Raw genomic sequence first — 12,951 nt, 5'->3', positions numbered from 1 at the left:
ACCGGCCTTCGCCGTGGGGCGGGCGTCACTGGCGGCCTTGCCCTGCGCGGTTCATGCCATACATGGCCTCTCAAGACTGACCGGGCGAGGTGCGATGATCCATTCTGAAACAAGCAAGGCCAGCGGACGCCCGAATGCCCTCTGATACGGCGCTGTTTTCCCCCGATCCCGACCGCCTGCAGGACCTTCGGCGTGCTTTCGGCTGCTACGGCACCGGTGTGACGGTGATCACAACGCAGACGCCCACGGGGCCGCTTGGGATGACGGCGAATTCATTCTCTTCTGTCTCGCTATCCCCACCCCTGGTGTTGTGGTCGCCCGCAGTATCCTCCCGCCGTCACGACGCCTTCACCGGGGCAGACAGCTTTTGCATTCATGTCCTGGGGGCTGATCAGCTCGACCTCGCCCACCATTTCGCAAGCAGCGGGGACGGGTTCGAAACACTGGTGTGGGAGGCAGGCCCGCTGGGCACCCCGCATCTCGCAGGATGTCTTGCCGCGTTTTTCTGCACGACCCATGCGGTGCATCCGGCGGGCGATCACTCGCTGATCCTGGGCAAAGTGCGCCACGTGGCGCAGGGCACATCTGAAGCACCGGGGCTGCTGTTCGATCGGGGGCGGTTTGGCCAGTTCACACCGGGTTCCACAGCGCCAGATCAGTAATCCCGCTCAAAGAATATGCCCAGGGCAGTGTTGCCGTCCTGCTCCAGCGTGCCCTTGGCTTTCAGAGATTCTGTCAATTCAAGGTTGATCGACAATTCCGTCTCCCCGCCGCCCGTGGTCACATCTGTGTAGATGTTGTCGGAGATGTATTTGCCCGCCCGCACCGCCGCCTCGCCGTCATCGGTGGTGGTCACGTCGAAATCATCCAGACCGAAACCCTCTCTAAGATTGCCAATGACATCGGACCCCTGCCGCCCTGCCAGCTCGGCCACCGCATTCGCCAGTTGCAGCGCCTGAAAAGCCGATATCTCGTCAATATTGCGCCCGAAGAGCAGTTGCGCCAGCACCTGATCCTGCGGCGCATCGGGCGTTGAAATAAAGGACACATCCGGCGTCGACGCCGGTCCGTCAAGCACGATCCCGGCGGTGCCGTTTTCCGTGCTCGAGGAGGTCACGAAGCGAATGTAGGGCACAAGATCGCCCTGAAACTGGATAGATCCTTCGACCAGATCGAACCGTTTGCCAAGGATATCGAGCCGCCCGCGCACCAGATCGAATTGACCGGCGGAGATCACCCGCGCCGTAGTCCCGGTAATCTCGAGCCCGCCGCCCAGTTCCGCGTCAATGCCGCGTCCACGCACGAAAATCCTGCGCGGCGCATTGATCTGAATGCCAAGACGGTACGCCGCTGCGCCGGACGCGCCGGCAGACTGCGGCTCGGGGATCACCCCTGCGCGGCCGCGGGTGCGGGTCACCGCCGCCGGCGCCCCCACATGGGTGATGTCGGGGATTTCGCCAATACTGGTCAATCCGGAGGACGGCACGGTTACAAGGGTCTCGCCCACGTTGATTTCCCCGGCAATCCGGGCACCGCCGTTCAACGGACCCGTAACGGCAATCGCACCATCCAGCACGGTGGAAAACAGGCGTGGGTCGACAAAGCCAACGCTGTTCAGGGTCACCAGCAGATCAGTGGACAGGTTTGTCAGGTTGAGAAAGCCGGACGCCACCATGCTACCACCGCTTTCAACGGCACTTTGCGCGTCGATGCGCAGCGACCCGCCCGCCAGATCAAGGGTTGTGTCAAGATCGGTCAACGCAAGCCGCAGATTGGGTGCGGCAAAGCTGGCGCCATCTGTCGTGATACGCCCGGAAACAGAGCCAAGCGCAGGCGCCCCATTCACGGCAAGGTCAAACCGTGCCTGTCCCTGCAGGCTGCGCGGCGCCAGAAATGGTTCCGATAACCCCAAAGGCAGCGCGCCCGCAACATCGAGGTCGAGTGTGCCGTCTTCCCGCACAAGCCCCGCGATCGTGGCATCCGTCCCTGCGGGTCCTTGAGCAACCGTATCGATCTGCCAGCCGCCGGTGGTGCGATCTGCATCCCCCGCAATGGAGAACGGTCCCCGGATGTTGGGCACAAAAACGCTGATGTCCGGGAGTGCTGCGGAGAAGGTGACGGCGGCATCAGGCCCGGTGGCGAGCCCCGCGACGCTGACATCCGATTGGTAGGGCCCGCCCGCATCCACATCCACGTTATAGCCTTGATCCGTCAGCCAGATGCGTCCGGCGGCCTTGAGCGGTCCCTGCACGGTGGGCACCAGCGGTTTGACCTCCGGCACGGAAAGATCAAAAACCACGTCGGTTTGCGGCCCGGTCGCACGCCCCTTGACGCTGAGCGCGCTGTCATAGGGCGCATCCGCCGTCAGATCGACCTGCCAGCCCAGGCTGTCCTGTGTGGCGTCGACCACCACGCTCACCGGCCCCTGATATTGCGGCAGCACCAATGCGATATCGCTGAGGGTCGCGCGGGCAGAGACGACGCTGTCATCCGTGCGCAGCTCGAAATCACCCGCCACGTCAAGCACGTCATTGCGCAGGATCAGATCCTGCACGAAGGTCCCCGACACATCGCGCCGCGCCTGCAGGGTCAGCGCCGTTTCGCCCGCCAGCACCGCATCGGCCTGCGGGATGCCTACCGTCAGATCGTTGGTTGTGCCCCGGATCGCGAGGTCAAACATGCTGCTGAGCGGCGTGACGTTCCCCTGGATGTCTAACTGCGCGCCGCCCGTCAGCGGCTGACCGGATATGCCGGCGAAGCGCGCCAGCTCTAGGGCCTGCACACTCAGGTCCAGCTCGGTCGGGAAACCGCCCGCCAGCCCGTCGATGATGACATCGCCCCTCAAGCCGTAGTCTTCGCCCGTGAGTTCCAGACCGGTAATCCGGATTGGCTGGCCTTCGACATAGTCGATATTGGCCCTGCCCTGCAGGTCCTGCCCCAACGCCTGCGCAGCCTGCGGATCGGACAATTCCAGCCCTTCCGTCGTCAGATCAAGATCGCCCAGAAAACGACCGACCGTGCCCGCGGCACTTTCCAGCGTCCCGTCGAGCACCAATGCGGCCTCGGCGAAACGGACGTCCTGACGGTCAAGGTCCACAATGTCGAAAACACCGCGAAACGCATCGCCATCCGCGGCATCGAAATCCACACTCAGCGTCACAGCCTGCACCGTGGTTTCCACATCCGATCCGGGCAAGACAACCGGTCGCCGATCAGACCGCGCAATCTGTCCATTGATATCTATGAACACCGGCCAGGCCTCACTGTTGAGCCGCACCGCGCCACTCAACTGGGCAGACTGCGCATCAAGGCTGAATTCAGAGACATCAACGGCGCCATCAGCGGCCAAAACCGCATCCGCAGCGATCTGAACGTCGGTGCCGAAGAAATCTCGCGACTCCGGCGCGACAAGGGCCGTAATGTCGCCGCCAAGGTTGGCCCGCACGCGGCGATCAGGCACAGCGCCCTCGGTCTCCACCGGCAGCGTGCTCAACACCACCTGCCCCGCGACACGGTCCTGCCCGTCGGTGGCCAGCGCGATATCCGCCGTGAAATCATCCAGCGGTCCGGTGCCCGCCACGGTCAGATCGATGGAGGGTTGGCCCGGCAGGTTCATCACCCGCCCCACCAGCCCGCCTGCAGCTTCATCCAGTTCCATCTGCACCGAAATCTCTGACGTCTCCCGCGCAAAACTGCCCTGCACCACATAGGTGCCCGCCGTGTTGTCCACCCGGTTTGCCGTCAGATCGACAAAGGCCCCCTCGTCATCGAGCCGCGCGCTGGCCTTGACGTCCAGAACGGCGGCTGCGCCCAGAACCGGTTCCCCTAGAGCGATGCGAGAGACTTCGAACTGCTGGATGTTCACCGACACCGGCAGGTCCGGCAGCGCAAATTCCGTGGCTTCCGCGGCGGGCACTTCCGTTGTCTCCTCAACCTCCGGCAGGCGCGGCAGATCGAGCACCGCGGCGCTCAGGTTGTCCACTTCGAGCCGTCCGCGCAGCAGGGCCAGCCTGCTCCAGTTCAGCTTCACGTCTTCGAGTGTCAGCCAGATGCCCTGATCATCGGCAATGGTCATGCGGTCAAACGACGCCTCGGAGCTCAGCGCCCCGGCAAAGCCTTCGATGTTGACCTCGCGCCCCGCGCCTGAGAGCAGGTCTTCGAGCGTGCGGGTCAGAAAGCCGCCGTCATCCTCATCGCTCTGCGCCTGCGCATGGGTAACGCCCCAGAGCAGCGCGATGACGGCCAGTATTTTTACCCAAACCCACATCAGAATGCCTGCCCTATGCCAATGTAGACCTGAAACGATGACCCGTCGTCGTCGCCCGATGTGGGCATCGCCAGGTCGAGGCGGATGGGCCCGATGGGCGTGGCATATCGCAGGCCCACCCCGGCGCCGCTGTGCCATTCGCCCGACCCGTCGGGAAAGACCTCCTCCCCGATATAGCCCGCGTCCAGAAATCCGACATACCCCAGATTGCCGGACGTCCGCATGCGTATCTCGGCGGACAACCCAAGGAAAGACCGGCCCCCGACGGTCTGGCCACCCCCCAGATCGACGCCAAGCGATTGGTATTCATGGCCGCGCACCGTGTCACTGCCGCCGGAATAGAACAGGAAATCAGCCGGTGCCACGGAGAGCGTCGGCCCGATCAGCGACCCAAGCTGCCCACGCAGGGCAATGGTCGTAGAGCGCGTCTCGCCGAATGTCCGGTAACCGCGCAAATCGACTTTTGTCAGCAGCCCGTTGTCCGCGCCCGAGGCCGCCAGAAACGGGGCCACCTCCGCATCCAGAAAATAACCGCGCCGCGCATCCAGCACCCGGTCGCGGTAGTCGAAGGTCGCACCCGCCGGCGCGAGCAGCAGCGTGTAGTCGTTTTCCCCAAAGGCGTCGCGGGTGGTCGCGCGCCGGACCGCCAGCCCAAAGCGGTAACTGCGCTGGTCCGATGCGATCCGTTCGATGCCTGCACCGATCGTGCCCTGGCGCGAGAAAAAGTTGATCTCGTCCTGCTGCTCAATCTCGCCCAGCACGTAGAGGCCGGTGTCTTCATTGAAGGTGGCAGGGCGCTGGTAGAGCGCACGCAACAAAAAGTCCGTCCCACCGGTATCGCCACCGATCCCCTCGATCTCTGCGTCCAGACGCAGCCGCTCCGCGCCGCCAAAGAGGTTGCGGTGCATCCAGAACGTGCTGACGGACAACCCCTCCACGGTCGAGATTTCTCCACCAAAGCCGAACCGCCGCGGTTTCTCTTCAGCCACACGCGCGGTGATCGCGAGGGTGTCGCCCGGCCCAGGCTCCTGCGCCTCGATCATGGCAACCGAGCTGAAGGTGCCGGTGCGCCGCAGACGGGCCGCAGCCTGTTGCAATTCCTGGGGCGAATAGGTGGTGCCCACGGGCAGGCCGGCAATCTCGACAATGCGTTCAGTGCGCACGGCCTGATTGCCCCGCACGCTCAATGCCCCAAAGCGCAGCTTGGGCCCCGGGTCGACACGCAGCGTCGCGTTCAGCGCGCCTTCGTTGTGCCGCGCGGTAACACGCTGGCTTTCAAGCTCAGCCTTGGCATGGCCCACATCGCGCCAGCCATCCGTGGCGGCACTGGCGGCATCGCGCAGCAGGCTCAGCCGGGCGGTTTCACCGGATCGAAACCCATCCGGCAAGGTGGTATCGGGTGCCAGTGGGCCAATCTCCGCTGTCCCAAAACGAAATTGATTTCCGGGTGTAATCGCGATCTCGGCCCGCGACACGCTGCTTGGCGGTGCTACGGATTTGATCGAGGATGCCTCGCGCCCGTCCAGCGTGATGCGAATGACCGCGCTGTAATATCCGTAGTCATAGAGCACGGCGAGCAGGCGCTTGTAATCCGCCTGTGCAATGGAGACGATTTCCTGTGAGGAAACGTCTGTCTCGGATGACTCCTGTTCGATCAGCAGCGAGCCGCCTTCGAGATCGCCGCGCAGATCATCACCCAACGCGCCCTGCAAGGTCACATCCAGCGCTTGCGCGGGCTGCGACATAAGCGCGGCCAGACTAATCGCACTGACAAGACCACGACCCCGAAGACCCCTGCCCATAATGGTTACCTGCACATTTTTCCCCCGATCGGTGCGTCCATATCATCCACACAGGCAGCGTTTGGTGGATGCGTGAACTACCTCTTTTGCTCGTTCTAACGGAAATAGACTGCGATCTGCAAATGGACAGGCGATCAGCGCGCCGCTTGAGCGGGAAAACCCGAGGTATGTTACGACCCAAGCGCCCTACGTCAGCATGCTGTTGGATCGGGGCTGCCGTTACTGAGATTACAAAGTGTCAAAAACGACATCTGCGCTGGTCGAGATCGAAAAGCACCAGGGCTCCGCTTGGGTCGGATTTAAGTGTTACTGCGAAACCTAGCTAAATCACCATGAAATATATGTTAATCAATATTCTGCGTCTTTTTCTTAAAGTAATATTACTGGTAGCGCTTGCACGCACCTTCTGGATTTAGTGGAATCCCACGCACCAAATCCCGAATATTTGCCTATTTTATAAGCATTCCGCAAAAAAGAGCCGTCACAGCGATGTCGCAAATGGACCACGGGGTTGAAGCCGGGCACAATCCCGTTATCTGACACGGCAATGCTATTTAACGTGTCAAAAAAAATGCCCGCCGGATCGCCTTGGCGCGCCAACGCCCGCGTGACAGTTCGCCCTGCCCCTTGCATGAGACCCGCGCCCGCACAGGACCATCGCGGGCAGTGCCGGTGGCTGTTGTCGATGACGAACGCTGCAGCATTGTTGTCAAATATCCCGAATTTCATTGGCAAGGCGGTCTCCCAAGTTCAAAAACCCGAGGATGCGCACAGTGAATGACACCCTTTCCGAGCGGCAATTCGTGCTGGCGACGGACCTTGATGGCACCTTCCTTGGTGGTAGTTCGGCGGACCGGCAGGCCCTCTACGACTGGATCGAGGCGCATCGCAGCTCTGTCGGGCTTGTGTTTGTCAGTGGGCGCGACCCGGCGTTCATTCACCAGCTTTGCGGCAGCGGCCAAGTGCCCTGGCCCGAATATGTGATTGGCGACGTCGGCACGACAATTGCGCATGTGACCCAGGATCGCACCATCGCACCGATCATGGATCTGGAAAGGCAGATTGCCGAGCGCTGGCGGGATGGGGGCGATCGGGTCAGATCGACCCTTGAAAGCGCGCCGGGGTTGACGCTGCAACCCACAGAGTTCCGCTACCGCGTGAGCTATGACTACGATCCGGATCAGTTCGACCCCGCCACAACCCGGAAGGTCGAGGCGATGGGCTTTGACGTGCTGATTTCGGACAACCGGTTCTTTGACGTGCTGCCCCAGGGCGTCAGCAAGGGCCCCTCTCTGCTGCGCCTGCTCGATCATCTGAACATCCCGCAAGCCCAGGTCCTGGCTGCTGGCGATACCCTGAACGATCTGTCCATGCTGGTCGCGGGCACGCCTGCCGTTGCTGTGGGCGGCTCCGAACCACCCCTGTTGAGCGCCCTGCCCGACGCTGCCCATATCTACCGCGCAGAGGGTATTGGCACCGCGGGCATCTTTGAGGCCATCGCTCATTTCAAATTGCACCCAACCCCGGAAAGGGTCTGATCCATGCCGTCTGATCTCGTGATCGTCTACCACCGCCAACCCTATGAGGAAGTGGAGGAAAACGGCCAAACGGTCCTGCGTGAAAACAAGAGCCCCAATGGTATTGTCCCCACGCTCAAGAGTTTTTTCGGCACGGCGGAGCACGCCGCCTGGATCGCCTGGAAACTGGCCGACGACCCGGCCAATCCGGACTTCGAAAAGGTGGTAGAGATCAGCGATGCCCATGGCACCTATTCCGTGTCGCGCCTGCCGCTGACCCACGAACAGGTCAGCAGCTTTTATCACGTGTCATCGAAAGAAGCATTCTGGCCGATCCTGCACAGCTTCAAGGAGAAATTTAACTATGACCCCGTGGACTGGCCCACCTTTCGCGAAGTGAACTGGGCCTTTGCCGAAGCCGCAGCACGCGAGGCGGCGCAGGGCGCGCGGGTCTGGATACATGACTACAATCTCTGGCTCGTGCCCGGGTATTTGCGGCAGTTGCGCTCCGACGTCACCATCTCGTTTTTCCACCACACGCCCTTCCCGGCGGCGGATATGTTCAACGTGCTGCCGTGGCGGCGCGAAATCGTGAAAAGCCTGCTGGAATGTGACATCGTGGGCTTTCACATCCCGCGCTATGCCGCGAATTTCGTCTCGGTTGCGCGCAGCCTCTTTGACGTGGACGTGGTGAAGCGGGAAACGGTGGCGGCAGAACTCGTTTCGGACGGCACCGCGCTCAGCGAACGATCGGCCCCGACCCTGCTGTCTTTCGAGGGGCGGCAGGTTGCGGTCAGCTCTGCCAGTGTCGGGGTCGCCGTGGATTTCATCGAAGAGCGCGCCACCGACCCGCAGGTACAGGCGGATGCCAGGGAAATCCGCAAGGGACAGGGAGAGCGTCGCCTGATCCTTTCCGTGGGCCGCACCGATTACACCAAGGGCGGCGTCGACCAGCTGGAAAGCTTTGAGCGCGTGCTGGCGGACAACCCCGACCTGCGCGGCAAGGTCAAACTGATGCATGTCTCGGTGAGCGCGAACCGCAACATGTCCGCCTACGCGCTGACCCAAACCGGGATCGAAGAGACCGCCGGGCGCATCAACGGGCGCTACGGCACGCTCGACTGGCAGCCGATTGCCCTGATCTCACGGGCGATCCCCTTTGACGATCTGATCAAGTATTATCTGGCGGCGGATGTGGCCTGGATCACGCCACTGGTCGATGGCATGAACCTTGTCTGCAAGGAATTCGTGGCCGCGCGCACAGACGGTGACGGGGTGCTTGTGCTCTCCGAATTTGCCGGGGCGGCGGTGGAATTGAACTCGGCCGTGATCACCAACCCGTTCTCCCACCGCTCCATGGATCAGGCGATCCTGCAGGCGCTGGAGATGCCGGAAAAGGAACGGCGCGACCGGATGAAGGAACTGCGCCGCGTGGTCGGCAAATACTCCGTCGCGGCCTGGGGGGCAGAGCAGGAACGGCAGTTCAGCGCGGCGATAGCGCGCAAGGAAATGGCCGATGCCTGAGTTGTTTCAAGAATTGGAGTGACATCAATCCGTCGGCGTCAGCCCACCGGCACGGCGCCCGAGACGTCGATATCGCTGTCAACGCCCAGCGTGGCCAGCACGTTACCACCCTCGACATAGGCATAGATGTCCAGCGTGTTGCCGTTGCCGTCCTCCACCGGGGTGTCCGATACCTTCTGGAACCCGCCTGCCGGGCCCGAAACCAGCGTCAGACTGTCGGTCGCATCGCCGTAGATCACTGCACTTTCCGGCAGGGCCGCGTTCAGCAAGGCTTCCAACTGGCTGTCGCTGGTCGAGGACATATCGATGACATCCTCCAGCGTGATTTCCAAGCTGTTGGCCTGGCCGTTTTCCATGTCGATGGCTTCGATATCCCTGATCTCCAGCGACGGGATCAGATCCTCCGTCAGATTGCCCCCAACATCGATTTCAAGCACGTCGCGCCCGGCACCACCGTCCAGCAGATCAACACCTGCCGTCGGCGCTTCGGAGACGCGCAACACATCATCGCCACCCCCCGCCAGCACGATATCCGCATCGGCACCACCATCCAGTGTGTCCGCCCCGTCAAACCCGAGGATCAGGTCACTGCCGGCCCCGCCTGCAATATCATCCGCCAGATCGCTGCCAAAGAGCAGGTCCGCCGCCTCCAGGCCAGCGGTGCTCTGCGCGGTATCCGCCTTGCCAATCACATCGCTGGAAAAGAGCTCGATCTCGGCGGTGCTGTCATCCCCATCCAGATCAAAGCGCGCGGTCACGCTGATCCGGTTGCTCTCACCCAGCAGCATTTCGATATTTTCGATACTGGCAAGCGGCAGTTCGTAGTCGATCCCTTCGACGATCAATGCATCGCTGTCTTGCGTGGCGATGGTGACCGGATCTGCGCCGTCAGCCTCGAGCGAGACATCGAGCGAGATCAGCGTGGGCGCAAAGACGGGTGTTTGCGTCAACGCCGCCGCGAGGTCGTCGGCGGTCAGCAGAAGGGCCGGGTCGGGATCGATCTCCTGCAGAAAGGTCGGATTGTAGTCATCGCCAATGCCAAAGGCCGCGATGTCCACGGTGAAGGCCCCTCCGGGCGGGTTGGTCAAGGCCTCCAGAGACTCACGCCACGCACCATTCGACGGCACGCCATCGGTGATGAAGAGGAGAAAATTGGCTTCTCCGGCCGGCTGCCCGGTCAGAAAGTCATTGGCCTCATCCAGCGCCAGGTTCCAGGCCGTGGCGCCGCCCAGAAAAGGAAGTGCGAGGATTTCCGATGGCAAGTCCGGATCTTGCAGATCGAACGGCCCGATGGTGGAGGTTACTCCCGAGTAAGTGATGATCTGAACATCGACGGAAGTTGTCGACCCGTCGAACTGATCGCTCAGCAGCGCCACGGCATCTTTGACCGCCGCGCGCTGCACGGCCCAATCCGCCGACCCGATGCTGCCGGAGCTATCCATGGCGATGACCAGATTGACCGATTGCGCCTCCACCGATTGCGCATCAATGGCCACCGCGCCCGCCGCTGTTTCGGCGGTTGCATCCACGTTGAGAGACAGGGTGACCGACTGGTCTCCTTCGCCGCCAGACGTGCTTTCGACGGCCGCCGTGACCCGACCGGTCGAAACACCGCCCTGCGCGTCCGTGACCGTGTAGCGGAAGCGGTCCGCGCCCAGGAAACCCGCATTGGGCGTGTATGTGAAACTGCCATCTGCGTTGACCGTGACAGTGCCGTTGTCCGGGCCGTCATCGCCCAGGGCGAAACTCAACGGGCCGCTGCTGTCCACATCCGTGGCAGCCAGCTGGTTGGTCAGCACCCCATCCTGATCGATCTCGAACACGGTATTGCGCGTGACGGTCGGCGCGTCATTTGTGCCCGTCAGTGTCACCTCGACGGTTTGTGAAACTGTCGCTCCGAATTCATCCGTGGCGACAGCCGTAAAGGTTTCGACGACAGTTTCACCCTCGGAGATGCTGTCGGCGGCATCGTTGTTCAAAACATAGGTCCAGGCGCCAGTGCCGGAAATCGCGAAAACGCCGAAAAGGGCTGTGGAGGTGCCGCTCCATGTGACAGCGTTATCCTCGGGGTCATCCGCACTCAGCTGACCGCCGGTGTCGGCCTGCTCATCACCTTCCACCACAGTGCCGAGATTCGCACCGATTGCCGTCGTGATGATCGGCGCATCGTTTTCGCCGGATATGGTGATGCTGATCGTTGCCTCCGCAGTCTCGCCCGAAGGGTCAGAGACGACAACGCTGAAACTGTCAGTACCCTCAAAATTCATATCGGGCCGATAGGAATAGGTCCCATCGGGAAAGAGCGAGACCTCCCCGTTGTCGGGTGTCGCGCCGATGGCATAGCTCAGGACATCACCGTCGATATCGCTGGCGATGATAGTGCCCGTGACAATGCCGTCTTCGACAACCGTCGCCGTTCCATCTTCTGCCTGGGGGACATCGTTCACGGGCAGGACCCGCACGATCACGGTGCCTTGTATCGTTTGCCCGTCCGGATCGGTCGCTGTGTAAGTGAAACTGTCGGTGCCATTGAAGTTCGGATCGGGCACATAGTCGAACTGACCATCAGTGGCGACCGCGACATCGCCGTTTGACGGGCCGCTGGCGAGTGTGAAAACCGTGGCTGCGGTGCTTCCCGGCACCACGATGTCGCCGCTGATGGCGTCTTCCTCACCTGCGTCCTCCGGGCCGCTGACCATAACCACCGGGGCATCCTCATCCGGCACAAGCAGCCCTTCGTCAAAGGTTTCGCTGTCTTCGCCTTCCTGGTCGTCCACTTCGGGAGGGGCCTCGACTGCGCCGGGCTCATCGATGGAATCCACTTCCAGATCGGTGGGCGACTGCCCTTGCTGCTCTGTGCCAATGCCGCCGCCACCTGCATCCGACAGGGAGACGAAGGTGTCGCCAGCATCAACACGAGACACCGCGGAACGGAAGGCCGCAAAGGCCTCGGCGATCAGCAGATTATCCTCGGCGTCATCCTGTAACGTGCGGTCAACCTCGCGGGTTTCACCAGTTGCGGCAGAGACAATCCACTTGGTGTTGGTCTGGTCGATGACAGCGACGAGGTTGCCCTCGATATCACGAAGTTCCACCCGCCCAGTATCCCCGTCGGGGTCGTTGGTGAGGGTCACCTCGGTGGTATCGACGCCATTTACCGTTCCGACCTGAACCACCACGGTTGTGCCGCGAATGCCCATCGTCGAGGACGGCGTATTCACATCCATGCCGCCGGTTTTGGCGACCTGCCCCGCAATGAAGACAAAACTGCCCTGGATCAGGCTGAAGCTGCCCGAGTTATCCGTTGCGCCGGGATCATAAATCAGTTCGTCGATCACCATGCGGGACGCGGCCGCCAGTGTGAAGATCGTGCCATCCACAAAGGTGACCGAAACAGCGGCATCGTCGGACGTGGCAATCACATCGTTCTGGTAGATTTTCGAGCCCACCTGCAGGGCCTCAACCGTGCCATCGACGCGCTGGACCGATGTGGCACCCTCTACCGTCTCGACCTGTCCGATTGGGCTGGCCGCCGCAGCGTTACCAACCTGCGCGTATTGGCCGGGTGCCAATGGGCCAGCAAGCAGTTCAACCAGATCGCCGCGCAGCACGGCCCCGTTGGGATCGTGAAGATCCGCAGCCTCGGATTGCCGAAAATAGTCCGGTACGCGGAAATTCGCCGCCCCGTCATTTGCGATGTAAAGGTCCGGCCCGACCCGGAAGAAATCGCCATTGAAAAGAAGAGCGCTGTCCGGCACGGCGACCACCCCAGAAGTGTCACCCCATAGGGTAACTACCTCATCCGGGTCTTCATTTTGTGCCTCGTGGAACAGGGACACCA

General features: G+C 62.0%; 6 protein-coding genes. 3 read left to right on the top strand and 3 right to left on the bottom strand.

Features of this window, described 5'->3' with window-relative positions; all coding sequences use genetic code 11:
• The first annotated feature begins 134 nt into the window (after positions 1-134).
• Positions 135-662 carry a flavin reductase family protein gene (locus Q1A52_RS10350; protein ID WP_300014470.1) on the top strand — a complete coding sequence of 176 codons (528 nt, stop codon included), beginning with the start codon at positions 135-137 and terminating at the stop codon, positions 660-662.
• Here the strand turns inward: Q1A52_RS10350 and Q1A52_RS10345 are convergent.
• Positions 656-4,267: a translocation/assembly module TamB domain-containing protein gene (locus Q1A52_RS10345; protein WP_300014466.1), complete on the bottom strand. Its 3,612-nt coding sequence runs from the start codon at positions 4,265-4,267 to the stop codon at positions 656-658. The two genes, Q1A52_RS10350 and Q1A52_RS10345, sit on opposite strands and share 7 nt — an antisense overlap.
• On the bottom strand, positions 4,267-6,012 hold the full coding sequence (locus Q1A52_RS10340) for an autotransporter assembly complex family protein (RefSeq protein WP_300014463.1): 1,746 nt from the start codon (positions 6,010-6,012) through the stop codon (positions 4,267-4,269). The genes Q1A52_RS10345 and Q1A52_RS10340 overlap by 1 nt, the downstream gene beginning before the upstream one ends.
• Positions 6,013-6,842: 830 nt before the next feature.
• Between Q1A52_RS10340 and Q1A52_RS10335 the strand changes: the two genes are divergently transcribed.
• Both Q1A52_RS10335 and ggpS read left to right on the top strand, forming a co-directional pair.
• Positions 6,843-7,607, top strand: a complete 765-nt coding sequence (locus Q1A52_RS10335) for an HAD-IIB family hydrolase (RefSeq protein ID WP_300014460.1) — start codon at positions 6,843-6,845, stop codon at positions 7,605-7,607.
• Positions 7,608-7,610: 3 nt separating this feature from the next.
• Positions 7,611-9,110, top strand: a complete 1,500-nt coding sequence (gene ggpS / locus Q1A52_RS10330) for a glucosylglycerol-phosphate synthase (RefSeq protein WP_300014457.1) — start codon at positions 7,611-7,613, stop codon at positions 9,108-9,110.
• 38 nt (positions 9,111-9,148) lie between these two features.
• Here the strand turns inward: ggpS and Q1A52_RS10325 are convergent, their stop codons facing one another.
• Positions 9,149-12,949 carry an Ig-like domain-containing protein gene (locus Q1A52_RS10325; RefSeq protein WP_300014454.1) on the bottom strand — a complete coding sequence of 1,267 codons (3,801 nt, stop codon included), beginning with the start codon at positions 12,947-12,949 and terminating at the stop codon, positions 9,149-9,151.
• Positions 12,950-12,951: the final 2 nt, after the last annotated feature.

The sequence above is a fragment of the uncultured Roseobacter sp. genome (genome assembly GCF_947488185.1).
GTDB lineage: Bacteria > Pseudomonadota > Alphaproteobacteria > Rhodobacterales > Rhodobacteraceae > Roseobacter.
Note: the sequence above shows the minus strand (reverse complement) of the source record. Positions and strands in the feature narration are given on the sequence as shown.

What these genes read in the sequence shown, in the direction of transcription:
- Q1A52_RS10350 (WP_300014470.1), top strand. Translation starts at nt 135, where the DNA reads ATGCCCTCTGATACGGCGCTGTTTTCCCCCGATCCCGACCGCCTGCAG.
- Q1A52_RS10345 (WP_300014466.1), bottom strand. Translation starts at nt 4,267, where the DNA reads ATGTGGGTTTGGGTAAAAATACTGGCCGTCATCGCGCTGCTCTGGGGC.
- Q1A52_RS10340 (WP_300014463.1), bottom strand. Translation starts at nt 6,012, where the DNA reads ATGTCGCAGCCCGCGCAAGCGCTGGATGTGACCTTGCAGGGCGCGTTG.
- ggpS (WP_300014457.1), top strand. Translation starts at nt 7,611, where the DNA reads ATGCCGTCTGATCTCGTGATCGTCTACCACCGCCAACCCTATGAGGAA.